At 71.0% G+C, this 25,880-nt stretch carries 23 protein-coding genes; 18 read left to right on the top strand and 5 right to left on the bottom strand.

Going from position 1 to position 25,880, the window contains the following annotated elements:
- Positions 1–40 precede the first annotated feature (40 nt).
- The 9 genes from IF655_RS12410 (at position 41) to IF655_RS12370 (ending at position 7,279) form a co-directional block, all read left to right on the top strand.
- Positions 41–553 carry a GNAT family N-acetyltransferase gene (locus IF655_RS12410; RefSeq protein WP_199584550.1) on the top strand — a complete coding sequence of 171 codons (513 nt, stop codon included), beginning with the start codon at positions 41–43 and terminating at the stop codon, positions 551–553.
- A gap of 96 nt (positions 554–649) precedes the next feature.
- The gene (locus tag IF655_RS12405; protein ID WP_199584549.1) at positions 650–1,954 is read left to right on the top strand and encodes an alpha/beta fold hydrolase; all 1,305 of its coding nucleotides are present in this window, start codon (positions 650–652) and stop codon (positions 1,952–1,954) included.
- A 34-nt stretch (positions 1,955–1,988) separates the two neighbouring features.
- A complete protein-coding gene (locus IF655_RS12400; RefSeq protein ID WP_199584913.1) occupies positions 1,989–2,624 on the top strand; it encodes an MBL fold metallo-hydrolase in 636 nt (211 codons plus the stop codon).
- 61 nt (positions 2,625–2,685) lie between these two features.
- Complete coding sequence (locus tag IF655_RS12395) at positions 2,686–3,465, top strand: exodeoxyribonuclease III (RefSeq protein ID WP_199584544.1); 780 nt, start codon at positions 2,686–2,688, stop codon at positions 3,463–3,465.
- 15 nt (positions 3,466–3,480) lie between these two features.
- Positions 3,481–3,900 carry a DUF6278 family protein gene (locus IF655_RS12390; RefSeq protein WP_199584542.1) on the top strand — a complete coding sequence of 140 codons (420 nt, stop codon included), beginning with the start codon at positions 3,481–3,483 and terminating at the stop codon, positions 3,898–3,900.
- A 154-nt stretch (positions 3,901–4,054) separates the two neighbouring features.
- Positions 4,055–4,798 (top strand): amino acid ABC transporter ATP-binding protein, encoded by a 744-nt coding sequence (locus tag IF655_RS12385; RefSeq protein ID WP_199584540.1) that lies wholly within the window; start codon positions 4,055–4,057, stop codon positions 4,796–4,798.
- Positions 4,799–4,815: 17 nt separating this feature from the next.
- Complete coding sequence (locus IF655_RS12380) at positions 4,816–5,748, top strand: glutamate ABC transporter substrate-binding protein (RefSeq protein ID WP_199584538.1); 933 nt, start codon at positions 4,816–4,818, stop codon at positions 5,746–5,748.
- 11 nt (positions 5,749–5,759) lie between these two features.
- Entirely contained in the window at positions 5,760–6,404 is a 645-nt protein-coding gene (locus IF655_RS12375) for an amino acid ABC transporter permease (RefSeq protein ID WP_199584536.1), read from the top strand.
- The gene (locus IF655_RS12370; RefSeq protein WP_199584535.1) at positions 6,401–7,279 is read left to right on the top strand and encodes an amino acid ABC transporter permease; all 879 of its coding nucleotides are present in this window, start codon (positions 6,401–6,403) and stop codon (positions 7,277–7,279) included. The genes IF655_RS12375 and IF655_RS12370 overlap by 4 nt, the downstream gene beginning before the upstream one ends.
- Before the next feature lie 48 nt (positions 7,280–7,327).
- Here the strand turns inward: IF655_RS12370 and IF655_RS12365 are convergent, their stop codons facing one another.
- Together IF655_RS12365 and IF655_RS12360 are read right to left on the bottom strand one after the other, a co-directional pair.
- The gene (locus IF655_RS12365) at positions 7,328–8,896 is read right to left on the bottom strand and encodes an alpha/beta fold hydrolase (RefSeq protein WP_199584533.1); all 1,569 of its coding nucleotides are present in this window, start codon (positions 8,894–8,896) and stop codon (positions 7,328–7,330) included.
- A gap of 132 nt (positions 8,897–9,028) precedes the next feature.
- Positions 9,029–9,784, bottom strand: coding sequence for a hypothetical protein (locus IF655_RS12360; protein ID WP_199584532.1), 756 nt, complete (start codon positions 9,782–9,784; stop codon positions 9,029–9,031).
- A 141-nt stretch (positions 9,785–9,925) separates the two neighbouring features.
- Between IF655_RS12360 and ggt the strand changes: the two genes are divergently transcribed.
- Positions 9,926–11,722 (top strand): gamma-glutamyltransferase, encoded by a 1,797-nt coding sequence (ggt, locus tag IF655_RS12355; protein WP_199584531.1) that lies wholly within the window; start codon positions 9,926–9,928, stop codon positions 11,720–11,722.
- A gap of 20 nt (positions 11,723–11,742) precedes the next feature.
- On the opposite strand, the gene IF655_RS12350 is transcribed toward ggt, so the two are convergent.
- Together IF655_RS12350 and map are read right to left on the bottom strand one after the other, a co-directional pair.
- Positions 11,743–14,316: an ATP-dependent Clp protease ATP-binding subunit gene (locus tag IF655_RS12350; RefSeq protein WP_199584530.1), complete on the bottom strand. Its 2,574-nt coding sequence runs from the start codon at positions 14,314–14,316 to the stop codon at positions 11,743–11,745.
- 239 nt (positions 14,317–14,555) lie between these two features.
- Positions 14,556–15,332 (bottom strand): type I methionyl aminopeptidase, encoded by a 777-nt coding sequence (gene map, locus IF655_RS12345; RefSeq protein ID WP_199584529.1) that lies wholly within the window; start codon positions 15,330–15,332, stop codon positions 14,556–14,558.
- A gap of 33 nt (positions 15,333–15,365) precedes the next feature.
- Here map and IF655_RS12340 point away from each other — a divergent pair, with 33 nt between their 5' ends.
- The 8 genes from IF655_RS12340 (at position 15,366) to IF655_RS12305 (ending at position 24,971) form a co-directional block, all read left to right on the top strand.
- Positions 15,366–15,617: a helix-turn-helix domain-containing protein gene (locus IF655_RS12340; RefSeq protein ID WP_199584528.1), complete on the top strand. Its 252-nt coding sequence runs from the start codon at positions 15,366–15,368 to the stop codon at positions 15,615–15,617.
- A gap of 240 nt (positions 15,618–15,857) precedes the next feature.
- Positions 15,858–16,700 carry a nitrilase-related carbon-nitrogen hydrolase gene (locus tag IF655_RS12335; RefSeq protein WP_199584527.1) on the top strand — a complete coding sequence of 281 codons (843 nt, stop codon included), beginning with the start codon at positions 15,858–15,860 and terminating at the stop codon, positions 16,698–16,700.
- Entirely contained in the window at positions 16,697–17,980 is a 1,284-nt protein-coding gene (locus IF655_RS12330; RefSeq protein WP_199584525.1) for an aspartate aminotransferase family protein, read from the top strand. Before IF655_RS12335 ends, IF655_RS12330 begins: the two co-directional genes overlap by 4 nt.
- A gap of 41 nt (positions 17,981–18,021) precedes the next feature.
- Positions 18,022–19,602 carry a PucR family transcriptional regulator ligand-binding domain-containing protein gene (locus tag IF655_RS12325; RefSeq protein WP_199584523.1) on the top strand — a complete coding sequence of 527 codons (1,581 nt, stop codon included), beginning with the start codon at positions 18,022–18,024 and terminating at the stop codon, positions 19,600–19,602.
- Between the two features lie 333 nt (positions 19,603–19,935).
- Complete coding sequence (locus IF655_RS12320; protein WP_199584521.1) at positions 19,936–20,778, top strand: nitrilase-related carbon-nitrogen hydrolase; 843 nt, start codon at positions 19,936–19,938, stop codon at positions 20,776–20,778.
- A 65-nt stretch (positions 20,779–20,843) separates the two neighbouring features.
- A complete protein-coding gene (gene hydA, locus IF655_RS12315) occupies positions 20,844–22,247 on the top strand; it encodes a dihydropyrimidinase (RefSeq protein WP_199584519.1) in 1,404 nt (467 codons plus the stop codon).
- 11 nt (positions 22,248–22,258) lie between these two features.
- Positions 22,259–23,278 (top strand): TIGR03842 family LLM class F420-dependent oxidoreductase, encoded by a 1,020-nt coding sequence (locus IF655_RS12310; protein ID WP_199584518.1) that lies wholly within the window; start codon positions 22,259–22,261, stop codon positions 23,276–23,278.
- Between the two features lie 166 nt (positions 23,279–23,444).
- Positions 23,445–24,971, top strand: a complete 1,527-nt coding sequence (locus IF655_RS12305; protein WP_199584516.1) for an NCS1 family nucleobase:cation symporter-1 — start codon at positions 23,445–23,447, stop codon at positions 24,969–24,971.
- Between the two features lie 84 nt (positions 24,972–25,055).
- Here IF655_RS12305 and IF655_RS12300 read toward each other — a convergent pair whose 3' ends face one another.
- Positions 25,056–25,742, bottom strand: a complete 687-nt coding sequence (locus tag IF655_RS12300) for a hypothetical protein (RefSeq protein ID WP_199584514.1) — start codon at positions 25,740–25,742, stop codon at positions 25,056–25,058.
- Positions 25,743–25,880: the final 138 nt, after the last annotated feature.

The following is a 25,880-nucleotide window of genomic DNA, read 5'->3' as shown; positions in this document are numbered from 1 at the left end:
CGAACGCCCCGACGGCGAACGCCCCGACAGGAGGCACCCGTTGCACCTGCGCGATGTGACCCCGGACGACCTCGACGCGTACCTACGGATGCGCTGCGACCCCGTCATGATGGCCGGGCTCGGCGGACCGCTGCCCCGCGAGGGCATGGCCGACAAGGTCCGCCGGGACGTCGAGCTGGCCACCGCCGACCGCGCGTGGATCAAGATGATCGTCCCCGACCCCGCCGAGCCGGGGACGGTGGCCGGGACCGTCACCCTCTGGTCGCACGACACCCCCCACGGACCGATGTCCGAGATCGGGTGGATGGTGCTGCCCGAGTTCCAGGGGCGGGGGCTGGCCAAGCGTGCCGTCCGCGCGGTGCTCGCGCGCGCCCGCGAGGAGGTCCGCTGGGACACCGTGCACGCCTTCCCCGCGACGGACAACGCGCCGTCCAACGGCATCTGCCGCTCCCTCGGCTTCCGGTTCGCCGAGGAGACCGAGGTGGACTTCGCCGGGCGGACGCTGCGCGTCAACCACTGGACCGTGGACCCCGCACAGGCGCCCCTGTCGTGAAGACCGTGTGAGGATTCCCCGGCGATCCCCGCCGACGCGCCGGGCGCACCGCCCCCCACGAAACGGGCACACCCGACCGGCGGTTAGCGTGGTGCGGTGAGTGAGAAGAAGACCCCTGCCCTCCAGTACCGGTTCGACGGACCCGAAGACGCCCCCGTGCTCGTGCTCGGGCCCTCCCTCGGGACGACCTGGCACATGTTCGACCGCCAGGTGCCGGAACTGGTCAAGCAGTGGCGGGTCTTCCGGTTCGACCTGCCCGGACACGGCGGCGCCCCCGCCCACCCCGCCGGTTCCGTCGGCGAGCTGACCGACCGGCTGCTGGCCACGCTCGACGCGCTCGGCGTCCAGCGCTTCGGCTACGCGGGCTGCGCGCTCGGCGGCGCCGTCGGTCTCGAACTCGCCCTGCGCCACCCCGAACGGCTCGCCTCGCTCGCGCTGATCGCCGCCTCGCCCCGGTTCGGCACCCCCGACGAGTTCCGCCAGCGCGGGGTGATCGTACGGACCAACGGGCTCGACCCCATCGCCCGCAGCGCCCCCGAGCGCTGGTTCACCGGCGGGTTCGCCGCCGCGCAGCCCGCCATCACCGAGTGGGCGGTGCAGATGGTGCGCACCACCGACCCGGGCTGCTACATCGCCGCCTGCGAGGCACTGGCCGCCTTCGACGTACGGCCCGAGCTGGGCCGGGTCGGCGTGCCGACGCTCGTCCTGGTCGGCTCCGAGGACCAGGTGACCGGTCCCGCAGAGGCCCGCACGCTGGTCGCCGGGGTGCCCGACGCCCGGCTCGCGGTCGTCCCCGGCGCCTCCCACCTGGTGCCGGTCGAGCAGCCCGCCGCCGTCACCGACCTCCTCGTACGCCACTTCTCCACCGCCTGGCAGCAGCCGTACGAGACCGGGCAGACGGCGCTGCCCGCCGTGGCCGTCGCGCCCGCGCTCGTCGCGCCGCCGCAGCCCGTGCAGGTCGCGCCGCTGGCCGAGATCGCCCCCGCGCCCCTCGCCGTACCGCAGGAGGCGCCCGGCGTGGCCGACCGGTACGAGACCGGGCTCAAGATCCGCCGCGAGGTGCTGGGCGACGCGCACGTGGAGGGGGTGCTCGCGGAAGCCGACGCCTTCTCCGGCGACTTCGAGGAGTTCGTCACCCGCTACGCCTGGGGCGAGATCTGGGACCGCCCGGGTCTGGACCGCAGGTCCCGGAGCTGTGTCACGCTCACCGCGCTGGTCGCGGGCGGTCACCTGGAGGAGCTGGCCTTCCACACCCGCGCGGCGCTGCGCAACGGGCTCACCCCGGCCGAGATCAAGGAAGTGCTGCTCCAGGCGTCGGTGTACTGCGGAGTCCCGGCCGCCGCCGGTGCCTTCCGGGTGGCGCAGCGCGTCATCCGCGAGGAGACCACGCCCGCCGAGTGAGTGCGCGGCAGCCCGAGGCGACAGGATGGACACCATGAGGTTCACCAAGAAGTCCCACGCGTGCGTACGCCTGGAGAAGGACGGGCGGACGCTCGTCGTCGACCCCGGCGGCTTCAGCGAGACCGACGCCGCCGTCGGCGCCGACGCGATCCTGATCACGCACGAGCACCCGGACCACTTCGACGAGGGCCGCCTGCGCACCGCCATGGAGGCGAACCCGGACGCCGGGATCTGGACCCTGCGCTCGGTCGCGGACCAGATCTCCGCCGCCTTCCCCGGCCGCGTGCACACCGTCGGCCACGGCGACACCTTCACGGCGGCGGGTTTCGACGTCCAGGTCCACGGCGAACTCCACGCCGTCATCCACCCGGACATCCCGCGCATCACCAACGTCGGCTATCTGATCGACGACGGCAAGATCTTCCACCCCGGCGACGCCCTCACCGTCCCCGACCAGCCGGTGGAGACCCTGCTGCTGCCGGTCATGGCCCCCTGGAACAAGATCGCCGAGGTCATCGAGTACGTCCGCGAGGTCAAGCCGCGGCGCGCCTACGACATCCACGACGCGCTGCTCACCGACCTCGCCCGCCCGATCTACGACCGCCAGATCGGCTCCCTCGCCGGTGCCGAGCACCTGCGCCTCGCCCCGGGGGACGACGCCAGCCTCTGAAGCCCGCCGGAGCCCCTCGCCGTAAGACCCGTTGTCGGACCCGGCGGGTAGGTTGTGGAACATGCGCATCGCCACCTGGAACGTGAACTCGATCACCGCCCGCCTGCCCAGGCTGCTCGCCTGGCTGGAGAGCAGCGGCACCGACGTGCTCTGCCTCCAGGAGGCGAAGATCGCCGAGGAGCAGTTCCCGTTCGAGCCGCTGCGCGAGCTGGGCTACGAGGCGGCGGTGCACGCGACCGGCCGGTGGAACGGCGTGGCGGTGCTCTCCCGCGTCGGCATCGAGGACGTGGTCAAGGGGCTGCCCGGCGACCCGGGCTACGACGGCGCGGTCGAACCCCGCGCCCTGTCGGCGACCTGCGGACCGGTCCGCGTCTGGTCGGTGTACGTGCCCAACGGCCGCGAGGTGGACCACCCGCACTACGCGTACAAGCTCCAGTGGTTCGAGGCGCTGAAGGCGGCAGTCGCCGGTGACGCGGCGGGCGGCCGCCCCTTCGCCATCCTCGGGGACTACAACGTGGCGCCGACGGACGACGACGTCTACGACCGCGCCGCCTTCGAGGGCTCCACCCATGTCACCCCCGCCGAGCGCGCCGCCCTCGCCTCCCTGCGCGAGACCGGTCTGACCGACGTGGTCCCGCGCCCCCTGAAGTACGACAAGCCGTTCACGTACTGGGACTACCGCCAGCTCTGCTTCCCGAAGAACCGCGGCATGCGCATCGACCTGGTCTACGGCAACGACCCCTTCGCCGGAGCCGTCAAGGACGCCTACGTGGACCGCGAGGAGCGCAAGGGAAAGGGAGCGTCGGACCACGCGCCCGTGGTGGTCGACCTCGACGTGTGATGCCACGCTGAGGGCATGAACATTCCGTTCCTGGGGGCCCGGCACCGCAAGGGCGGTGAGGTGGTGCTGCCCACCGACCCCGAGGCCATCGCCGCGCTGCTCTCCGAGTGCGAGCTGCTGCGCTCCCAGGCGGAGGAGGCGGGCGTCCGCCTCGACGACACCCCGGCGGCCCTGGAAGCCCTGGACCAGTTGCTCCCGCGCTGGCGCGACGACACCGAACTGCTGCCCTGGCTGGGCAACGACGCCGGGCTCTATCTCGGCACCGTCGTCGTGCGCACCGTACCCGGCGCCGCCTGGCACCTGCGGGAGGACGGCGAGCCCGTGCTGCGGCTCGCCTCCGGGCGGGAGACGGAGGTCGTGGAGTGCGGCCGCGCGTGGGCCTCAAGCGGCGTCCCCGAGCTGTCCCAGCTCTACGCCGAGCTGTCCGAGACCTGAGCCCCGCCCCGGCCCGCGCCCCGGCTCGGGCGTGTAAATACGGCTAATGCCCGAAAGGCGCGTGTCGTCCATCCGTGTGGCGGCGAGCTGGATAGTTTGCGGCCAGTACGACCACGGCTGAGTACGACACGGCTGAGAGTGAGTAGGGCTGCGGATGGCCGTCGATCCGTTGATCGAACTGCGCGACGTCAACAAGTACTACGGGGATCTGCACGTCCTCCAGGACATCGACCTCACGGTCGGCAAGGGGGAGGTGGTCGTGGTCATCGGCCCCTCGGGGTCGGGCAAGTCGACGCTGTGCCGCACGATCAACCGGCTGGAGACCGTCGAGTCCGGCACGATCACCCTGGACGGCGAGCCGCTGCCGCAGGAGGGGCGGGCGCTGGCGCGGCTGCGCGCCGAGGTCGGCATGGTCTTCCAGTCGTTCAACCTCTTCGCCCACAAGACCGTCCTGGAGAACGTCTCCCTGGCGCAGATCAAGGTGCGCGGCCGCAAGAAGGCGGACGCCGAGCGCCGCTCGCGTGAACTCCTCGACCGGGTCGGTCTGCTGGCCCACGCCGACAAGTTCCCGGCGCAGCTCTCCGGCGGTCAGCAGCAGCGCGTGGCCATCGCCCGCGCCCTCGCCATGGACCCCAAGGCGCTGCTCTTCGACGAGCCCACCTCCGCCCTCGACCCCGAGATGATCAACGAGGTCCTTGAGGTCATGCGGCAGCTCGCCGAGGAGGGCATGACCATGATCGTCGTCACCCACGAGATGGGCTTCGCCCGCTCCGCCGCCAACCGGGTCGTCTTCATGGCCGACGGCAGGATCGTGGAGGACCGCACCCCGGAGGAGTTCTTCACCGCCCCGCGCAGCGAGCGCGCCAAGGACTTCCTGTCCAAGATCCTCAAACACTGACCGGGGGAGTGCGTTCCATGTCCCGCGACACCCGTGCGCCCCGCGCCCGCCTGCGGTGCGTCCTGCCCGCGCTGCTCGCCCTGCTGGCCCCGCTCGCCGCCTGCGGCAAGGACGGCAGCCCACCGGTCAAGGGCCCCGCCCCCGAGCAGCTCCCGCACTATTCGGTCGACCGCAACTTCACCCTGCCCGGCTCCCCGACCTGGAAGCGGGCGAAGGAGCGCGGTCACTTCGTCGTCGGCGCCAAGGAGGACCAGCCCTACCTCGGCGAGCGCGACCCGGCGACCGGCGTCTACTCGGGCTTCGACATCGAGATCGCCAAGATGCTCTCCGCCTCCCTCGGCTTCCCCGGCGACAGCGTCCGCTTCCGCACCATCGCCTCCGCCAACCGCGAGACCGCCCTGCAGAACGGGCAGATCGATTTCTACGTCGGCACCTACACCATCAACGCCAATCGCAAGAAGCTGGTCGGCTTCGCGGGTCCGTACTACATGGCGGGACAGTCCCTGCTGGTGCGCAAGGACACCGACGACATCCACGGCCCGCAGGACCTCGACGGCAAACGCGTGTGCTCGGCGGCCGGTTCGACGCCGTACCAGCGCATCAAGGACGACTACCCGAAGGCGGTCCTGGTCGCCTACGACACCTACTCGATCTGCGTCGACAACCTGCTCACCTATCAGGTGGACGCGGTCACCACCGACGACGCGATCCTGATCGGGTACGCCGCCAAGGCGCCCGACGAACTCAAGGTCGTCGGCAGACCGTTCTCCAAGGAGCCCTACGGCATCGGCGTCCCGCACGGCGACAACGCCCTGCGCTTCGCCCTGGACGACGCCCTCGCCGCCCGCGAGAAGAACGGCGACTGGAAGAGGGCGTACGACGCGACACTCGGCCTGTCCGGCGTGCCCGCACCGCAACCTCCGCCGATCGACCGCTATCCGGCGAGCTGACCGAGGACGGCATGAACGTACTGACAGACAACTTCGCCGTCTACGGCGAGGGTTTCCTCGGCACGGTCGAACTGACCGTCTACGCCTCCCTGCTGGCGCTCGCGCTGGGCTTCCTGATGGCGTCCTTCCGTGTCGCCCCCGTGGCGTCGCTGCGGGTCTTCGGCACCGCGTGGGTCACCGTGCTGCGCAACACCCCGCTCACGCTGCTGTTCTTCGCGGTGCTGCTCGGACTGCCCCGCTTCGGACTCGTCCTGCCCTTCCAGGCGTTCGCGGTCCTCGCGCTCGGCTGCTACACCTCGGCGTTCATCTGCGAGGCGCTGCGCTCCGGCATCAACACCGTGCCCCGGGGCCAGGGCGAGGCGGCGCGCAGCCTCGGCATGACCTTCTCGCAGACGCTGAGCGTGGTCGTGCTGCCGCAGGCGTTCCGCTCGGTCATCCCGCCCATCGGCTCGACCCTCATCGCGCTCGCCAAGAACTCCGCCATCGCGGGCGCCTTCAGCGTCACCGAACTCCTCGGCACCTACAAGACGCTGAGCGAGCTGGGCTACAACATCGTCTGGATCTTCGTCTGGATCGCGGTCGGCTACCTCATCATCACCCTCGCGATCAGCGCCCTGTTCAACCTCATGGAGCGCCGCTGGGGAGTCGCCCGATGACAAGCACCACCGCCCTCTACGACGTTCCAGGACCCGGCACCCGGCGCCGCCACGCCCTCTACGCCGTCCTCTCCACGGCCGTGCTGCTCGGCCTGGTCGCCTGGGTGCTCTATCTCCTGTTCGCCACCGACCAGTTCACCTCAACCAAGTGGATGCCGTTCGAGTACAAGGGCATCCAGGAACTGCTGCTGCGCGGACTCGGCAACACCCTCAAGGGGTTCGCCATGGCGGCGGTGCTCTCCCTCGCCCTCGGCGGGGTGCTGGCCGTCGGACGGCTCTCCGACCACCGCGTGGTGCGCTGGCTGGCGACGCTCGTCGTGGAGTTCTTCCGCGCGATGCCCGTCCTGGTCATGATTTTTTTCATCTTCGTGGCGCTCAAGGTGCAGGCGCTGCCCGCGCTCGTGGCCGGACTGACCCTCTACAACGGCTCGGTGCTCGCCGAGGTCTTCCGCTCCGGCGTCAACGCCGTCGAACGCGGCCAGCGCGAGGCCGCGTTCGCGCTCGGGATGCGGAAAACCCAGGTCATGGCGTACGTCCTCGTACCGCAGGCGGTGCGCGCCATGTTGCCCGCGATCATCAGCCAGTTGGTGGTCGCGCTGAAGGACACCTCGCTCGGCTTCCTCATCACCTACGAGGAGTTCCTCCACGCCGGGAAGCTCATCGCCTCGAACCTCGACTACGATTTGCCGTTCATCCCCGTGGTGATGGTGATCTCGCCGATCTACATCGGGATGTGCATGTTGCTCTCGTGGTTCGCCGGCTGGGTGGCCCGCCGGGAGCAGCGCAGTCCCAAGACCGAGGCCGTGGCGGTGGCCGAGGCCGGTCCTGGGGCACTGCTGCCCGGTGGGGAGCCACCCACGGCGCCGAAGCCGTGAAGGGGGCGGCAGGACAACGGGCCATGCTCGTCCGGCGGCGGCCGGAGATCACTGCTCGCGCAGGGGGACCGACACGTACGACGGGTCGGTCTGAGGCGAGGAGAAGGTCAGCCGCGCGCCGGACGGGTTGTGCTCGATGTAGAGCGGGTCGACCGTGTCCACGACCAGCGCGAGCCGGTGCCCGGCGGGAACGTCGTACGCCGTCGAGAACAGATCCAGGTCCACCCCGAACGGCTCGCCCGGCGTCCGCCCGTGCCAGGTCAGGGGCGCGTGGGTGACCAGCTTGCCGATGCCGAGCGGACCCACGTCGTACAGATACGCCACCAGGGTGCCGCTCTCGGCGGTCGGGGTGAGCGTGGTGTGCAGTCTGGCGGTGCCGCGCACGCGCTGCGGCGCCGCGTACCGCTCCGACTGCCACACGGCCGCCCAGCGGCGCGGCAGCAGCGGGACGGACGCCATGGGCGGCAGCTTGGCGAACTGGTCCAGGGCGCCGGAGAGGAGCACGACGCCGCCGTCCGCGCCGGAGTCGACGTTCGCGTGGATGGTCGTGGTGCCCGCCAGCGCGATCTTGCGTTCGGTGGCGGCGACCGACTTCCAGTCCGGGTATCCCTCGTACCCACCCGCGTCGCGGGACTCGAGCTGGACCGGGCGCTCGCGGTCGATGCCGTTGTCCACGCCGCGCAGATAGTGGTCGAACCAGCGGGCGGTGTCCGTCCACACGTCATTGGGCAGCCCGAACAGACCGGTCAGCTCCGGGGTGGCGTGGTCGCCGGGGCGCAGCTCCAGGCGCTTGGGACCGGTCAGCTTCTCGTAGAAGTCGGCGTACTGGTTGGCCGGGAAGACCGAGTCGCTCCAGGCGCCCGCGAGGAGGACGGCGGGCTTGGTCTTGTTCAGTTGGTCCAGATAGGAAGCCGCCGAGCGCTTTCGTCCCCAGTCGGTCAGCTCCTGCTCCTTGGAGAGGTCGGAGGCGTAGAAGCTGTCGAAGATCCCGCGCAGCTCGGGACCCTCGCGTCCGGTGACGAGCCCCGCGCCGTCCAGGAGGGCGCCCGCCTGGACGTGCTGGGTGCGGCCCGAGTAGATCGAGCCGATGAGGTCGGCCCAGCCGCTGAGCGCCGCCACGGCCTTGACGCGGGGGTCGTGGGCGGCGGCGAGCAGGCTGATGCCCGCGCCGTAGGAGACGCCCGCCATGCCGATGCGGTCGGGGTCGGCGGGGGTGTTGGCCAGTGCCCAGTCGATCACCTTGGAGGCGTCCGCGAGGTCCGGCGCCCCGGCCACCTCGATCTCGCCGCCGGACTGCCAGAACCCGCGCACGTTGTAGGTGAGCACCACATAGCCGGACTCGGCGAGCTTGCGCGCCTGCGCCAGGTACTGCACCTGCGGCAGCCCCCAGCTCGTGGGGAGGACGAGGAGCGGGTGGCGGCCGGTGACGGTGTCGCCGGAGGGGGTGACGACGTTCGCCTTGAGGACGGTGCCGCCGTCGCCGGGAATGTCGACGAAGCGTACGGCGGGGGCAGCCGCTTGGGCCGCCGGGGCCAGTCCGACGAGGGCCCCGGCGGCCAGCGCCGCCGACACGGTGCCGACGGCGCAGGTGCGCAGGGTGCGGTGGGGGGATCGCATGGGTCACTCCTGACGCGTGTCAGTGCAAAGTGACCCGAGGGTAGTGGGCGGTTGCTCACGCAAGTAACCCGTCGGTAAGTTACGTACGGGTAAAGGTTGTTGGGCGTGACTGTTGAACGTGAGCGGTGAACGCTACGACGCCTGGGGCGCCGGTCGCGCCTCTTCCTCGGTCACCGGGAAGGGCGCCTGCGCGGCTCGCGTCACATCGGCGACCAGCTCCACCAGATCCGGTCCGTACGCCTGGGAGTTGACCACCTTCAGCAGCAGCACGAACGGACCGTTGCCGTGCTTGCGCGCCAACCGCGGGTGATTGCGGGCCAGATAGCGCGTCGCCGCCTGGTTGGTGATGGCCCGCTGTCCGCAGAACAGGAACACCGGACGGGTCTCGCGCCCCGCCGTCACCTTGGCGAGCAGCACGTACTCGGTCGTGCCGGGCTCCATCCGGTAGGTCTCCGAACCGATGCGGAACGCACCCCGGTTGGGTCCCTTCTCCTTCTCCGTGTTGACCCGGATGCCGGGCAGCAGCGCCGTCATGTGGGCCTGCATCCGCCGGTTGGACGCCGGACCGCCCACACAGAACTCGGTGCGCTCCCCGAACCCCTGATGGGTCGCGTCCTGCGTCACCACCTGGAAGTGCGCCCCGCACTCCTTGACCAGCGCGGACAGCTCCAGCAGCGCGAACACGTCGAAGCGGTGCACGGCGGGCTCCGTCGCCGCCGGGTCGCGGTTGACGACGAGCAGGGACTCCGCGTTCTCCGGCAGCCCGAAGAACGCCTGCTTGCGCCGCAGCCTGCGCCGCCACAGATAGGTGCGGGCGAGCCAGCCGAGCGCCGCGCTGACGCCGGTGCCTATGACACCCAGGACGATGTTCCGTACGTCGTCGTTCATGGCCGCGCATGTTATCGGGCCCGGCCGCCGCTTCGTACCCGCGTTCGGTCTGTGGCGGTCGTGTGACAGGGGGCGGAGGCGTACTGTCGAGACATCCCCGATCCGGTTACGCTGCGCGGACGTCACCCCCGGGAGGTACGCATGGCACGTCCTGGCACGCGCGGGCTCGCGGTGGCCGCCGTCTCGGCCGCCGTCCTGTCGACGGTGGCCGCGGGGCCGCCGCACCCGGGAGGGCAGCCCGCCAAGACCCCCGTCGCCGTCGGCTACGGCGGCGCGGTCGCCAGTGTGGACGCCGACGCCACCGCCGCGGGCATCGAGGTGCTGAGGAAGGGCGGCAACGCGGTCGACGCCGCCGTCGCCACCGCCGCCGCGCTCGGCGTCACCGAGCCCTACTCGGCGGGGATCGGCGGAGGCGGCTACTTCGTCTACTACGACGCCAAGTCCCGTACGGTGCGCACGATCGACGGCCGCGAGACCGCTCCGCTCACCGCGAAGAGCGACCTCTTCCAGGAGAACGGCAAGCCGCTCGCCTTCGCGGACGCCGTCAGCAGCGGGCTGAGCGTCGGCACCCCCGGCACGCCCGCCACCTGGAGCACGGCGCTGGACAAGTGGGGCACGCGACCGCTGGCGAACGTCCTCCGGCCCGCCGAGCGCATCGCCCGCGACGGCTTCACCGTGGACTCCACCTTCCGCTCGCAGACCTCCGACAACGAGACACGGTTCCGCTACTTCCCGGACACCGCCAAGCTGTTCCTGCCGGGCGGTCAACTGCCGGTCGTGGGCTCGACGTTCAAGAACCCGGAACTGGCCCGCACATACCAGGAGTTGGGGCGCAAGGGAGTCGGCGCGGTCTACAACGGCGGCCTCGGACGGGACATCGTCTCGACCGTCAACAAGCCGCCCGTGGAACCCGGTTCGGGCTGGAAGGCGCGTCCGGGCAAGCTGTCCGCGCGGGACCTCGCCGCCTACCGCGCCAAGCCGCAGAGCCCGACCGAGACGTCGTACCGGGGTCTGAAGGTGTACTCCATCGCACCCTCCTCCTCCGGCGGCACCACCGTCGGCGAAGCCCTCAACATCCTGGAGAACACCGACCTTTCGCGCGCCAGCGAGACCCGCTATCTCCACCGCTTCATCGAGGCGAGCCGGATCGCGTTCGCCGACCGCGGGCGCTGGGTCGGCGACCCGAGCTTCGAGAACGTGCCCACCAAGGAACTGCTCTCCCAGCGGTACGCCGACTCGCGCGCCTGCCTGATCAAGGACGAGTCGGTCCTCACCAGCCCGCTCGCCCCCGGCGACCCCCGCCACCCCGCCGCCTGCGCCAAGGGAGGCAAGGCGGCGCCGACGACCTACGAGGGCGAGAACACCACCCACCTCACCGTCGCCGACAAGTGGGGCAACGTCGTCTCCTACACGCTCACCATCGAGCAGACCGGCGGCAGCGGCATCACCGTGCCCGGCCGGGGCTTCCTGCTCAACAACGAGCTGACCGACTTCTCCTTCGCCCCCGCCGACCCGGCCGTCCACGACCCCAACCTGCCCGGACCCGGCAAGCGTCCGCGCTCCTCCATCTCCCCGACGATCGTCCTCGACCGGCACGACCGTCCCGTGGTCGCCCTCGGCTCGCCCGGCGGCGCCACCATCATCACCACCGTCCTGCAGACCCTGACCGAGTTCGTGGACCGGGGTCTGCCCCTGGTCGACGCCATCGCCGCCCCCCGCGCCAGCCAGCGCAACGCCGCCCAGACCGAACTCGAACCCGCCCTCTACGACAGCCCGTTGAGGGCGCGGCTCGAAGCCATCGGGCACAGCTTCAAGCTCAACCCGGAGATCGGCGCCGCGACCGGCGTCCAACGGCTCCCCGACGGGCGATGGCTGGCAGCCGCCGAGAAGGTACGACGCGGCGGCGGCTCGGCGATGGTGGTGCGTCCGGCGCCCTGACATCGGGTCCGGCCCGCCGTTCACGACGCGGCGGGCTGGACCTGCTCCCCCTCCGCGACCTCCTCGACCCGGAAGTCCAGACCCTCGCCGTTCGTGTCCACCGTCACCCGGCCGCCCTCGGCCACCGTGCCCCTGAGGAGCAGGCGGGAGAGCTGGTTGTCGACCTCGCGCTGGATGGTGCGGCGCAGGGGGCGGGCGCCGTACTCGGGCTGGTATCCGCGGTCGGCCAGCCAGTCGACGGCGGCGTCGGTGAAGTCCACCGTGACGTCCCGGGCGCGGGCGAGTTCGCGAGTGCTCTCCAGCAACAGGTCCGTGATGCGGCGCAGTTGCTCGCCGGTGAGCTGCCGGAAGACCACGATCTCGTCGATGCGGTTGAGGAACTCCGGCCGGAAGTGCTCCCGCAGCGGTCGCAGGATCTGCTCGCGCCGCGCCTCCTCGTCGGCGTCCTGCCCGCCGGGACCGAAGCCGATCGAGGCACCGCGCCGGGTGATGACGTCGGAACCGAGGTTGCTGGTCATCACGATCACCGTGTTGGTGAAGTCGACCGTGCGCCCCTGAGCGTCCGTCAGGCGCCCGTCGTCCAGCACCTGGAGCAGGATGTTGAACACGTCGGGGTGCGCCTTCTCCACCTCGTCCAGGAGCAGCAGCGAGTACGGATGCCTGCGCACCACCTCGGTGAGCTGCCCCGCCTCCTCGTGCCCCACATAGCCGGGCGGCGCCCCGATCAGCCGGGAGACGGTGTGCCGCTCCTGGTACTCGCTCATGTCGAGGCGGACCATGCGGTCCTCGCTGCCGAACAGGTCCTCCGCGAGCGCCCGCGCCAGCTCCGTCTTGCCGACACCGGTCGGACCGAGGAACAGGAAACTGCCGATCGGCCGGTCCGGGCTGGCCAGCCCCGCGCGCGAACGCAGCACCGCGTCGGCCACCACCCGTACCGCCTCGTCCTGGCCGACCACCCGCTGATGCAGATGGTCCTCCAGACCCAGCAGCCGCTCCTTCTCCTCCTGGGTCAGCCGGCTCACCGGCACCCCGGTCTGCCGCGAGACCACCTCGGCGATGGCCTCCGCCGTGACCTCCAGGTTCTGGCCCTCGTCCGCCTCGCCGTCGTCGCTGGCCGCGATGCGCTCCTTCAGCTCCACGATCCGGTCGCGCAGCCGGGTCGCCTCCTCGTACTGCTCGCTCGCGACCGCCTGGTCCTTGTCCCGGGCGAGCTGCTCGGCCTCGCGCTCCATCGCGCGCACGTCGGTGCCCTTGGTCCGCGCGCCGAGCCGTACCCGGGCGCCCGCCTGGTCGATCAGGTCGATCGCCTTGTCCGGAAGGCGCCGGTCGGTGAGATAGCGGTCCGACAGCTCCACGGCCGCCGACAGCGCCTCGTCGGTGTAGCGCACCTGGTGGTGCGCCTCGTAGCGGTCCTGGAGCCCGCGCAGGATCTCCAGCGCGTCCTCGGGCGTCGGCTCCGGCACCATGATCGGCTGGAAGCGCCGGGCCAGCGCCGCGTCCTTCTCGATCCGCCGGAACTCCTCCAGCGTCGTCGCGCCCACGATGTGCAGCTCGCCGCGGGCGAGCGCGGGCTTGAGGATGTTCCCGGCGTCCATCGCGCCGCCCTCGCCGCCCGTGCCCGCGCCGACGACCGTGTGCAGTTCGTCGATGAACACCACCAGCCGGTCGGAGTGGGCGCGGATCTCCTGCACGATGTTGTTCAGCCGCTCCTCGAAGTCGCCCCGGAAGCGGGTACCGGCCACCACCGCCGTCAGGTCAAGCGCCACCACCCGGCGCCCCTCAAGACCCTCCGGCACGTCACCGTCCGCGATGCGCTGCGCGAGCCCCTCCACGACCGCCGTCTTGCCGACGCCCGCGTCACCGATCAGCACCGGGTTGTTCTTGCCGCGCCGGGACAGCACCTCGATGGTCTGCTCGATCTCCTTCTCCCGCCCGATCACCGGGTCGATACGGCCCTGCCGGGCCAGCTCGGTCAGATCGCGCCCGTACTTGTCGAGCGTCGGCGTACCGGTCGGCTGCGGGCGCTCCACGCGCACCTGCGTGGGTCCGACGCCCTCCGGGGGCGGGGGCGGCACCGGTCCCGGACGGAACCGGGCCGCGTTCAGGATGTGCCCGGCCGCCGAGTCGGGGTTCGCGGCGAGGGCGCTCAGGACGTGCTCGGGGCCGATGTACCCCGCCCCGGTCGAGCGCGCCATGTCGTGCGCGTCGAGCAGCGCCCGCTTGACCGCCGGGGTGAGGGACAGTGCCGTCGGGGGCACCTTGCCCTGCGGGTGCTGGGAGGGTCCCGCGCGGCCGTCTATCTCCGTCGCCAGCGAGTCCGGGTCCGCGCCCGAGCGGCTGAGCAGGCTCCGGGTCGGCTCGCTGGACAGCGCGGCGCGCAGCAGGTGCTGGGTGTCCAGATCCCGGCTGCCGTGCTCGGCGGCGTACTGCGCGGCCCCTTTGACCAGCTCGCGGGCCGGCTGACTGAGCAGGCGGCCGATGTCGATGGGGCGGGGGCCGGGCTGCCCTGGGGCGCCGGGGGCTCCGCCGAAGTAGCGGGAGAAGAGTTCCCCGAAGGGGTCGTTCTCGGGGGGACCGGTGTAACCGCTGGTCATCGTTACCGTCCTTCGCAGACGATGTGCGGAGCGGCGGGGGGCCACTTCTGCCAACTCTGGCACGTCGGTCTCCGAGTGGCACCTGCGGGCGACTACGGCGGGGGGTGGTGCGGGGTGTCTGTCGGGTGCGGGTCGTGGTGGGTTCTCGCGCAGTTCCCCGCGCCCCCCCCGCGGGTGGCCTGTGCCGTCCGTCGGGTGCGGGTCCTTGGTGGTTGCTCGCGCCGTTCCCCGCGCCCCTTTTAGGTCGGCTGTCGCGAGGTCAGGATTCGGGGGCCGTTCTCTGTGATCGCCACCGTGTGTTCTGCGTGGGCCGCCTTCGAGGCGTCCGAGGTGCGGAGGGTCCAGCCGTCCTCTGCCTCGTAGTACGCGTTCTTGCCGCTGGCGATCAGCATGGGTTCGATGGCGAGGACCATGCCGGGGCGCAGGGGGATGCCGCGGCCGGGGCGGCCCTCGTTGGGGACCTCGGGGTCCTCGTGCATGCGGCGGCCGATGCCGTGGCCGCCGAAGCCGGAGGGGATGCCGTAACCGGCTTGGCGGCAGGTGCGGCCGACGGCGTGGGCGATGTCGCCGATGCGGTTGCCGACGACGGCCGCCTCGATCCCCGCGGCGAGCGCGCGCTCGGCGGTCTCGATCAGGCGCAGGTCGGCCGGGTCGGGGCGGCCGACCACGAAGCTGATCGCGGAGTCACCGGCCCAGCCGTCCAGCAGGGCGCCGCAGTCCACGGAGAGCAGGTCGCCGTCGCGCAGGCGGTACGCGGTGGGGATGCCGTGCACGATCGCGTCGTTCACCGAGGCGCAGATCACCGCCGGGAACGGGGTCGGGGCGAAGGAGGGGCGGTAGCCGAGGAAGGGGGACGTCGCGCCCGCCTCGCGCAGCACCTCGCGGGCGACCTCGTCCAGCTCCAGCAGGCTCACCCCGGTCCCGGCGGCTCGTCGTACGGCCGTCAGGGCGCGCCCGACCACCTGGCCCGCCGCGTGCATGGCGTCGATCGACGCGTCCGTCTTGAGTTCCATCATGCCAATTACTATACCGGTATTAGAATGGGCACCATGGTGCGCACCCCCCTCACCCCAGAAGAGCGCGAACGCGGCGAACGGCTCGGCGCGCTGCTGCGCGCGGCCCGTGGTCCCCGGAGCATGACCGAGGTCGCGGCGGCGGCCGGGGTCTCCGCCGAGACGCTCCGCAAGATCGAGACCGGCCGGGCACCCACCCCGGCCTTCTTCACCGTGGCGGCGCTCGCCGGAGCACTCGGTCTGTCCATGGACGAGCTGGCGGCGCTCTGTGTCCTGGTGAACGCCTGAAACCGACCGCAAAGCGGGCGTAGCCGGGCCGTAACACCGCTGGTGTTGGCTACCCGTCCAAGGGGCGCGGTCGTCACGGCACACACGCGCGCGCTCACCCACCGGAGTGTGAATCGGGACCGACTCAGCGGGTTGCCGACGATGGTCTTGGCAAGGGCGTCCAGGAGGCTTACTTTCGTCCCTCTACGGGCCGTTTCTGCGGGCGTGGAGGGCTCGGACGCCGCGTCGAAGGAGCAGCTCATGGCCAACGTCGTACGTGCCGCACTGGTGCAGGCCACCTGGACCGGCGACACCGAGTCCATGATCGCCAAGCACGAGGAGCACGCCCGCGCCGCCGCCCGGCTCGGCGCGCAGGTGATCGGCTTCCAGGAAGTCTTCAACGCCCCCTACTTCTGCCAGGTCCAGGAACCCGAGCACTACCGCTGGGCGGAACCGGTCCCGGACGGTCCCACGGTGACGCGGATGCGGGAACTGGCCCGCGAGACCGGCATGGTGATCGTCGCCCCCCTCTTCGAGAGCGACGGCTCCGGCTTCTTCTACAACACCGCCGCCGTGATCGACGCCGACGGCACCTACCTCGGCAAGTACCGCAAGCACCACATCCCGCAGGTCAAGGGCTTCTGGGAGAAGTACTACTTCAAACCCGGCAACCTCGGCTGGCCCGTCTTCGACACGGCGGTCGGCAAGGTCGGCGTCTACATCTGCTACGACCGCCACTTCCCCGAGGGCTGGCGCGAACTCGGGCTCAAGGGCGCCCAGTTGGTCTACAACCCCTCGGCCACCCATCGCGGACTCTCCGCCCACCTCTGGCAGTTGGAGCAGCCCGCGGCCGCCGTCGCCAACGAGTACTTCGTCGCCGCGATCAACCGCGTCGGCCAGGAGAAGTACGGCGACAACGACTTCTACGGCACCTCGTACTTCGTGGACCCCCGCGGACAGCTCGTCGGCGACCCGGCCGACGACAAGACCGAGGAACTCCTCGTCCGGGACCTGGACTTCGACCTCATCGACGAGGTACGGCAGCAGTGGGCGTTCTACCGCGACCGGCGCCCCGACGCGTACGAAGGACTGGTGCGGCCATGAACGACCTCTTCGCCCGCCACCGCCGGGTCATGCCCGACTGGCTCGCCCTCTACTACGACGACCCGCTGGAGATCACCCACGGCGAAGGGCGTCACGTCTGGGACGCGCAAGGCAACCGCTACCTCGACTTCTTCGGCGGCATCCTCACCACGATGACCGCGCACGCCCTGCCCGAGGTCACCAAGGCGGTCAGCGAGCAGGCCGGGCGGATCATCCACTCCTCGACCCTGTACCTGAACCGCCCGATGGTCGAACTGGCCGAACGCATCGCCCAGTTGAGCGGCATCCCGAACGCCCGGGTCTTCTTCACCACCTCCGGCACCGAGGCCAACGACACCGCGATGCTGCTCGCCACCGCCTACCGGCAGGGCAACACCGTGCTGGCGATGCGCAACAGCTACCACGGCCGCTCCTTCGGCGCCGTCGGCATCACCGGCAACCGCACCTGGTCCACGACCTCGCTCTCCCCGCTCCAGACCGTCTACGTCCACGGCGCCGTCCGCACCCGGGGTCCGTACGCCGAGCTGGACGACCGCGCGTTCATCGACGCCTGCGTGGCCGACCTGCGCGACCTCATCGGCCAGGGCCGCACCCCGGTCGCGCTGATCGCCGAACCCGTCCAGGGCGTAGGGGGGTTCACCGCGCCGCCCGACGGGCTGTACGCCGCCTTCCGCGAAGTCCTCGACGAGCACGGCATTTTGTGGATCTCCGACGAGGTGCAAACCGGCTGGGGCCGCACCGGCGACCACTTCTGGGGCTGGCAGGCGCACGACCGCAACGGACCGCCGGACATCGTCACCTTCGCCAAGGGCATCGGCAACGGCATGTCCATCGGCGGCGTGATCGCCCCCGCCGAGATCATGAACTGCCTTGACGCGAACAGCATTTCCACCTTCGGCGGCACCCAGATCACCATGGCCGCCGGACTCGCCAACCTCACCTACCACCTGGAGCACGACCTCCAGGGCAACGCCCGCCGCGTCGGCGGGCTGCTCCTGGAGCGGCTGCGCTCCGTCGCCGCCCGGCTGCCCGGCGTCCGCGAGGTGCGCGGGCGCGGTCTGATGATCGGCATCGAACTGGTCAGACCCGGCACCGACCAGGCCGACCCCGTCGCCGCCGCCACCGTCCTGGAGTCCGCCCGCTCGGGCGGTCTGCTCGTCGGCAAGGGCGGCGGCCACGACACCAGCGTCCTGCGCGTCGCCCCGCCGCTGTCGCTCACCGTCGCCGAGGCGGAGGAGGGCGCGGACATCCTCGAGGACGCGCTGCGGAGCACGTACTGAGAGCGCGCCGAGGAGCCCGTACGAGAGACGAGGTACCGCCCATGACCACCACCTCGGAGTCCTGGCACCCGGCCGCGCCCTTCGGCGGACCGACCCTGTCCGTCCGGCAGGTGCTCACCCTGGAACGCGTGCTCGCCGGGGAGCCCGAGGTGGTGGCCGGAGCCGGACAGCTCGACCGCGCCGTGCGCTGGGTGCACGTCGCCGAGGCAGCCGACGTCGGCGTGATGCTCAGCGGCGGCGAGATGGTCCTCACCACCGGCGTGCTCCTCGCGGGCGACGACGCCAAACAGGCCGCCTACGTCCGCTCCCTGCACCACGCCGACGCCGCCGCCGTGGTCCTCGGCCTCGGCCGCGCCTTCCCCGCGCCGCCCGAGACGATGTGCCGTACCGCCGAACGGTACGGACTCCCCATGGTCGTCCTGCACCGTCCCTTCCCCTTCGCGGAACTGACCGAGGAGGTCCAATCCCGGCTCGTACGGCGGAAGTTCGCCGCCGTCAGCCTCTCCGACGCCGTACGCACCGGGCTCACCGCGCTGATCACCGCCGGGGCTCCGCTGCAACAACTCCTGGACGAGATCGCCCGGCACAGCGGCTGTCCGGTCGTCGTCACCAACCTCGCCCACCGCGTCCTCGCCACGGCGGGGGAGCGCTCCGCCGTGGACGACGTGCTGCGCGACTGGGAGCGCATCGCCCGCCAGGCGGGAGGCAGCGAGGGCGACGGCTGGGTCCGCGCCGAACTCGGCGGCCGGGGCGAACGCTGGGGACGGCTGCTGCTGTGCGGCTACCGGGGCGACGCGGCCACCGGACGGCTGCTCGCCGACCGCGCCGCCGAAGCCCTCGTCCTGCACCGGATGCTCGGCGGCGGCTCCATGGCGAGCTGGGAGGAGCAGTCCGCGCGCGGTCTGCTCACCGACCTCGCCTCCGGCACCGTACCCGCCCGGCATCTGCTGCCCCGCGCCCGCGCCGCCGGACTGCCGGTCGGCCGGCGCACCTTCGTCCCGCTGGTCGTCCCCGGCGCCGAACCTGCTGCAGTGGACCGGGTGTTGCGCACGCTGGGGCTCGCCGGGCTCGTGGCCGAACTCGGGGACGGCGTCACCGCCGCCCTGCTCAGCCTCGCCCACGACCAGGACGCCGAGGCGCTCACCGCCCGCTTCGCCGCCCGGCTGCGCACCGCGGAGCCGGACCTCTCCGTCGCCGCCGCCGAACCGCGCGACGCCTGGGACGACGTACCCGCCGGGCTGCGCGAGGCACGGCACGTCGCGGACGCCCTGGCGGGCGCCGACGCCGCCCTGGACCGCCCGCCGGTGGTACGGCTGCGGGACGTCCATCTGCGAGGACTGGTACGGCTGTTGCGCGACGACCCCGAGGTGCAGTCCTTCGCGGAACGCGAGCTGGACGGGCTGCTGTGCGGCGAGGGCGCCGAACTGCTGGACGTGCTGCGCACCTACCTCGCGACCGGGCGCAACAAGTCCCGCACCGCCCAGCTCCACCACGTCTCCCGCCCCGCCCTCTACCGCCGACTGGAGGCGATACAGACGCGCATCGGCATCGACCTCGACGACTTCGAGCAGGCGGCGTCGGTGCACATCGCCCTGCTCGCCCATGACGCGCAACGCCACTGAAACACGCCACGACCTGGGAAAACGGCGCTGAAACATGCCCCCGCCGACTCGTGACACGGTGACACGACCGACCCCCGCACACGTGACACCCTGCCACTCAAAACCGGCCACCCGCCCTTCCTAGGCTCCTGGGGCGGGCATCGGAAGCCCCGTCTGCCCGCCGACGCCCAGCACGCACTCTCGCTGCACCGGGCGCGAGCCCTAGTACATCCAGTACGAGGGATCACGCCCGGCACACCGAGAGCACGCACCGGACGCCGCCCGGCCCGCCCTTCGGGCGGACGACGCGGCTTCCGATGCCCGCCCCAGCCACATCGAGCTACGGAGGTCCCGATGAGCCGAGTCATCCGCGCCGCCCTCTTCCAGACGGCCTGGACGGGCGACAAGGAGTCCATGATCCAGGTGCACGAGCAGGCGGCCCGCGACGCCGCCGCCCAGGGCGCCCAAGTCCTCTGCTTCCAGGAGCTGTTCTACGGCCCCTACTTCTGCCAGGTCCAGGACAAGGCGTTCTACGAGTACGCCGAGCAGATCCCCGAGGGTCCCACCGTCCGCCGCTTCCAGGCACTGGCGAAGGAACTGGGCATCGTCCTGGTGCTGCCCATGTACGAGGAGGAGCAGCCCGGCGTCCTCTACAACACCGCCGCCGTGATCGACGCCGACGGCTCCTACCTCGGCAAGTACCGCAAGACCCACATCCCCCAGGTCCAGGGATTCTGGGAGAAGTTCTACTTCCGCCCGGGGAACAGCGGCTGGCCCGTTTTCGACACCGCCGTCGGGCGCATCGGCGTCTACATCTGCTACGACCGCCACTTCCCGGAAGGCTGGCGGGCGTTGGGCCTGGCGGGCGCCGAGATCGTCTTCAACCCCTCGGCCACCTCGCGCGGACTCTCCCGCTACCTCTGGCAGTTGGAGCAGCCCGCCGCCGCCGTCGCCAACGAGTACTTCGTCGGCGCCATCAACCGCGTCGGCGTCGAGGACCTCGGCGACAACGACTTCTACGGCACGACGTACTTCGTGGACCCCGAGGCCCAGTTCGTCGGCGAGGTCGCCAGCGACAAGGAGACCGAACTGGTCGTCCGCGACCTCGACATGGAGAAGCTGCGCGAGGTCCGCGACCGCTGGCAGTTCTACCGCGACCGCCAGCCGAACGCGTACGACCCGCTGACGGCGCCCTGAAGGGGCGCGGGGAACCGCGCGACCAGCCACGAACCACCCGCAGCGGACCACAAGGAGAGGACCCCATGAGCCGCCGCACGCTCATCCGGAACGGTCTCGTCATCACCGCCTCCGACGAGATCCACGCCGACGTACTCATCGAGGACGGCCGAATCGCCGCCTTGGCGGCAACCGGAACCCCCGCCGCCGAGGCGTTCACCGCGGAGCGGACCATCGACGCCACCGGAAAGTACGTCATCCCCGGCGGCGTCGACGGCCACACCCACATGGAGATGCCGTTCGGCGGAACCTACGCCGCCGACACCTTCGAGACCGGCACCCGAGCCGCCGCCTGGGGCGGCACGACCACGATCGTGGACTTCGCCATCCAGAACGTCGGCGGCACCCTGCGCGAGGGTCTGGACGCCTGGCACCAGAAGGCGGAGGGCAACTGCGCGATCGACTACGGCTTCCACATGATCGTCTCCGATGTGAACCAGGAGACGCTCAAGGAGATGGACCTGCTGGTCGAGGAGGGCGTGACCTCGTTCAAGCAGTTCATGGCGTATCCCGGGGTGTTCTACTCCGACGACGGCCAGATCCTCAGGGCGATGCAGCGCGCCGCCGAGAACGGCGGGCTGATCATGATGCACGCCGAGAACGGCATCGCCATCGACGTCCTGGTCGAACAGGCTCTCGCGCGCGGCGAGACCGACCCCCGCTACCACGGCGAGGTCCGCAAGGCACTCCTTGAGGCCGAGGCCACCCATCGCGCGATCAAGCTCGCCCAGGTCGCAGGCGCGCCCCTGTACGTCGTGCACGTCTCCGCGCAGGAGGCGGTCGCCGAGCTGACCCGCGCCCGGGACGAGGGGCTGAACGTCTTCGGGGAGACCTGCCCGCAGTACCTGTTCCTGTCCACCGACAACCTCGCCGAGCCCGACTTCGAGGGCGCGAAGTACGTGTGCAGCACGCCGCTTCGCCCCCAGGAGCACCAAGCCGCCCTGTGGCGGGGGTTGCGCACCAACGACCTCCAGGTGGTCTCCACCGACCACTGCCCGTTCTGCTTCTCGGGCCAGAAGGAGCTGGGCCGGGGCGACTTCTCCAAGATCCCCAACGGGATGCCGGGCGTGGAGAACCGTATGGACCTTCTCCACCAGGCGGTGGTCGAGGGGCACATCTCGCGCCGCCGCTGGATCGAGATCGCCTGCGCCACACCCGCCCGCATGTTCGGCATGTACCCGAAGAAGGGCACCCTCGCCCCCGGCGCCGACGCCGACGTGGTGATCTACGACCCGCACGCCGAGCAGGTCATCTCCGCCGAGACGCACCACATGAACGTCGACTACTCGGCGTACGAGGGCCGGCGCATCACCGGCCGGGTCGAGACCGTGCTCTCGCGCGGTGTGCCCGTGATCACCGAGCGGGAGTACACCGGGCACGCCGGGCACGGCGTCTACACCCCGCGCTCCACCTGTCAGTACCTCAACTAGGAGTGGCGCCCATGGACTTCGGACTAGTCCTCCAGACCGACCCGCCCGCCTCCCGCGTCGTCGACCTCATGAAGCGCGCGGAGGACAACGGCTTCACGTACGGCTGGACCTTCGACTCCGCCGTGCTCTGGCAGGAGCCGTTCGTCATCTACAGCCAGATCCTCGCGAACACCGAGCGGCTGACCGTCGGACCCATGGTCACCAACCCCGGCACCCGCACCTGGGAGGTCACCGCCTCCACCTTCGCGACCCTCAACGACATGTTCGGCAACCGCACGGTGTGCGGGATCGGCCGGGGCGACTCCGCGATGCGCGTCGCCGGTCGCAAGCCCAACACGCTCGCCCGGATCAGCGAGGCCATGAAGGTCATCCGCGCCCTCGGCCGGGGCGAGGAGGCGGACCTCGGCGGCACCGTCATCCGCTTCCCCTGGACCAAGCCGGACGCCCAACTCCCGGTGTGGATGGCCGCGTACGGTCCCAAGGCGCTGAAGATGACCGGGGAGGAGGCGGACGGCTTCATCCTCCAGCTCGCCGACCTCTACCTCACCGAGTACATGGTGAAGGCCGTCAAGGACGCCGCCGTCGCCGCGGGGCGCGACCCCTCCGAGGTCACCATCTGCGTCGCCGCCCCCGCCTATGTCACCGAGGACGACTCGCCCGAGGCGCTCGCCCACGCCCGCGACCAGTGCCGCTGGTTCGGCGGCATGGTCGGCAACCACGTGGCCGACCTCGTCGCCAAGTACGGCGAGCACTCGGCCCAGGTGCCCGACGAACTCACCGACTACATCAAGTCCCGCGAGGGCTACGACTACGCCCACCACGGGCGCAGCGGCAACCCCGACACCCAGTTCGTGCCCGACGAGATCGTGGACCGCTTCTGCCTCATCGGTCCCGTCGAACGGCACATCGAGAAGCTGACCGCGCTGCGCGCGCTGGGCGTCGACCAGTTCGCCGTCTACGACATGCACGACGCGCAGGAGGCGACCATCGACGCCTACGGCGCGAAGGTCATCCCGGCGCTCAACGCCTGAGCCCAGCCCGCCCGACCGCCCGCAGTCGGATCGAACTCCCCCTCCCCGCAGGTCCCTTGCGCGGGAGGGGAGCCGGACGCCCGTACGGAACCTACGGACGCACCCCCCAATCGGCGCCACCCGCACGGCCTGTCCCGTCGTCCCACTCATCCGATTGGCCTGTCCCATGACCGACACCGCTCCCACCGCCTCGCCGCCGACCGCCCAAGTCACCCTCCCCGACGGCCGGGTGGAGATCCCCGCCGAGGCTGCCCAGCCCAGCGGCCGCTTCGCCAACGAGGACCTGCTCCCCGTCCCCGTCGCGGGGCGCACCTGGACCACGTACAACTTCTCCGCGCTGTGGGTCGGCATGGCCCACAACACCGCCTCCTGGACGCTGGCTTCGGGACTCATCGCGGTCGGCATGGACTGGAAACAGGCGGTGTTCACCATCGCCCTGGCCAACCTGGTCGTCCTGGTGCCGATGCTGCTCACCGGGCACGCCGGACCCAAGTACGGCATCCCCTTCCCGGTCTTCGCCCGCGCCTCCTTCGGCATACGCGGCGCCAACCTCCCCGCCGTCGTGCGGGCGTTGGTGGCGTGTGGCTGGTTCGGCATCCAGACCTGGATCGGCGGCGAGGCGATCTACTTCCTCGCGGGCAAGCTCATCGGCGGCAGTTGGTCGAACGCCTCGCACATCGGCGGCTACGCCTGGACCATGTGGCTGTCCTTCGCCCTCTTCTGGGTGCTCCAAGTCGCCATCATCGTGCGGGGGATGGAGACCATCCGGCGCTTCGAGAACTGGGCCGCGCCCTTCGTCCTGGTCGGCGCCTTCGTGATGCTGTGGTGGATGAGCGTCAAGGCCGGCGGCGTCGGACCGCTCTTCGACCAGCCCTCCAGGCTCGGCTGGGGCGGGGACTTCTGGAAGCTGTTCTGGCCCTCCCTGATGGGCATGATCGGCTTCTGGTCGACGCTCTCCCTGAACATTCCCGACTTCACCCGCTACGGCCGCAGCCAGCGCGCCCAGACGCGGGGCCAGGCGCTGGGACTTCCCACCACCATGACCCTGTTCGCCTTCCTGTCGGTCCTGGTCACCTCCGGCTCGCAGGCGGTCTACGGCAAGCCGATCTGGGACCCGGTCCAGCTCGCCGCCAAGACCGACAACGTGGTGGGGCTGCTCTACGCCCTGGTCACCGTGCTGGTCGCGACCCTCTCGGTGAACATCGCGGCCAACCTGGTCTCCCCGGCGTTCGACTTCTCCAACATCGCGCCCCGCAAGATCAGTTTCCGCACCGGCGCCCTGATCACCGCCGTCCTCGCGGTGCTGATCTTCCCGTGGCGGCTCTACTCCGACCCGCAGGGCTACATCTTCACCTGGCTCGGTCTGGTCGGCGGGCTGCTCGGCACCGTCGCGGGCATCCTGATCGCCGACTACTGGCTGGTGCGCCGGACCCGCCTCGACCTCGCCGACCTCTACCGCGAAGGCGGACGCTACTGGTACGCGGGCGGCTGGAACTGGCGTGCCGTGGCAGCCTTCGTGGTCGGCGGCGTCCTCGCCATCGGCGGCGCCGACTTCCACCCCCTGATCGACGGCCGCCCCATCCCCTTCCTCAAGCCCCTCGCGGACTACGGCTGGGCGGTGGGGCTTGGCACGTCACTGGTGCTGTACCTGGCGCTCACGGCGGCTACGGGACGCAAGGAGCAGCCCGCGTAAGGCAGTTGTGAGGTACGGCGCCCCGGCGACTGGATGCATCGCCGGGGCGTCGTGCTGTCGTTCGCGGGGGCGAGACCGCTCCGGTCAGCCGGATTTGCCCGCGCTGCCCTTCAGTGTCGCCATCGCCGCCTTCGCCGCCTGGATGGCGCCCTTGTTGATCTCGTCGGTGGAGGGTGCCTTCTTGTTCTCGAAGTCGCTTCCGCTGTAGGTGATGACGACCAGCGCGTTGGAGGCGCGGGCCATCACCAGACCCTCGCGGGTCTGCTGCTTGTCCTCGGTGGTGAGGTTGACGACCGAGTAGCCGCTGTCCCCGAGGCCGGGGACCGAGCCGCCGCCGCTCTTCTCGGTGACGCGCTGCTGGTACTCCTTGGTCGCCTCCTGGTCGGACGCGGTGACCTCGTAGGAGACGTCGAGCCAGCGGTAGTCGAAGCCCTTGAGGGCGTTCCAGGAGCAGGTGCGGCGCAGCTTGGAGTCAGTGGAGGGGATCTCCTTGCCCGCCGTCTTCGCCCCGGGGACAAGGGACTTGAGGGTGTCGGCGGGCACACCGGCGCACGGTGCGGGCGCCGCGGCGTAGGTCTTCACCGCAGGGGCGGAGGACGCGGCGCCGCCACCGCCGGAGGAGGCGGCCGGGGCGCTCTCCTGCCCGGTGGAGCGGTGCTCGGCGGCGGCGGGCGTGGCCGGGCCGGAGGACAGGGTCCAGCCCACGCAGGCCAGCACGACGACGGGAGACAGACGTGCGGTGAGGGCGAGCGGCAGAGGAAGGGATCGCACGGCGCACTTCTCGTGGGGGAGGGGGTGCGGAAGGGTCCGCAGGGTGGACGGAGACGACAGTCTCACACGACTGACTCCGGCGCGGAAGGGTCCAACTCGCTGCGTACTCGGCCGGTGACCCAGCCCGTTCAAGAAGGC

The sequence above is a fragment of the Streptomyces sp. DSM 110735 genome (genome assembly GCF_016482685.1).
GTDB lineage: Bacteria > Actinomycetota > Actinomycetes > Streptomycetales > Streptomycetaceae > Streptomyces.
This window is presented reverse-complemented; position numbering and strand designations above follow the sequence as displayed.

Coding starts and splice junctions, on each gene's coding strand:
- IF655_RS12365 (WP_199584533.1), bottom strand. CDS start 8,896: ATGCGATCCCCCCACCGCACCCTGCGCACCTGCGCCGTCGGCACCGTG.
- IF655_RS12380 (WP_199584538.1), top strand. CDS start 4,816: ATGTCCCGCGACACCCGTGCGCCCCGCGCCCGCCTGCGGTGCGTCCTG.
- hydA (WP_199584519.1), top strand. CDS start 20,844: ATGAGCCGCCGCACGCTCATCCGGAACGGTCTCGTCATCACCGCCTCC.
- IF655_RS12325 (WP_199584523.1), top strand. CDS start 18,022: ATGACCACCACCTCGGAGTCCTGGCACCCGGCCGCGCCCTTCGGCGGA.
- map (WP_199584529.1), bottom strand. CDS start 15,332: ATGATGGAACTCAAGACGGACGCGTCGATCGACGCCATGCACGCGGCG.
- IF655_RS12305 (WP_199584516.1), top strand. CDS start 23,445: ATGACCGACACCGCTCCCACCGCCTCGCCGCCGACCGCCCAAGTCACC.
- IF655_RS12335 (WP_199584527.1), top strand. CDS start 15,858: ATGGCCAACGTCGTACGTGCCGCACTGGTGCAGGCCACCTGGACCGGC.
- IF655_RS12375 (WP_199584536.1), top strand. CDS start 5,760: ATGAACGTACTGACAGACAACTTCGCCGTCTACGGCGAGGGTTTCCTC.
- ggt (WP_199584531.1), top strand. CDS start 9,926: ATGGCACGTCCTGGCACGCGCGGGCTCGCGGTGGCCGCCGTCTCGGCC.
- IF655_RS12385 (WP_199584540.1), top strand. CDS start 4,055: ATGGCCGTCGATCCGTTGATCGAACTGCGCGACGTCAACAAGTACTAC.
- IF655_RS12395 (WP_199584544.1), top strand. CDS start 2,686: ATGCGCATCGCCACCTGGAACGTGAACTCGATCACCGCCCGCCTGCCC.
- IF655_RS12390 (WP_199584542.1), top strand. CDS start 3,481: ATGAACATTCCGTTCCTGGGGGCCCGGCACCGCAAGGGCGGTGAGGTG.
- IF655_RS12400 (WP_199584913.1), top strand. CDS start 1,989: ATGAGGTTCACCAAGAAGTCCCACGCGTGCGTACGCCTGGAGAAGGAC.
- IF655_RS12370 (WP_199584535.1), top strand. CDS start 6,401: ATGACAAGCACCACCGCCCTCTACGACGTTCCAGGACCCGGCACCCGG.
- IF655_RS12350 (WP_199584530.1), bottom strand. CDS start 14,316: ATGACCAGCGGTTACACCGGTCCCCCCGAGAACGACCCCTTCGGGGAA.
- IF655_RS12310 (WP_199584518.1), top strand. CDS start 22,259: ATGGACTTCGGACTAGTCCTCCAGACCGACCCGCCCGCCTCCCGCGTC.
- IF655_RS12330 (WP_199584525.1), top strand. CDS start 16,697: ATGAACGACCTCTTCGCCCGCCACCGCCGGGTCATGCCCGACTGGCTC.
- IF655_RS12320 (WP_199584521.1), top strand. CDS start 19,936: ATGAGCCGAGTCATCCGCGCCGCCCTCTTCCAGACGGCCTGGACGGGC.
- IF655_RS12340 (WP_199584528.1), top strand. CDS start 15,366: ATGGTGCGCACCCCCCTCACCCCAGAAGAGCGCGAACGCGGCGAACGG.
- IF655_RS12360 (WP_199584532.1), bottom strand. CDS start 9,784: ATGAACGACGACGTACGGAACATCGTCCTGGGTGTCATAGGCACCGGC.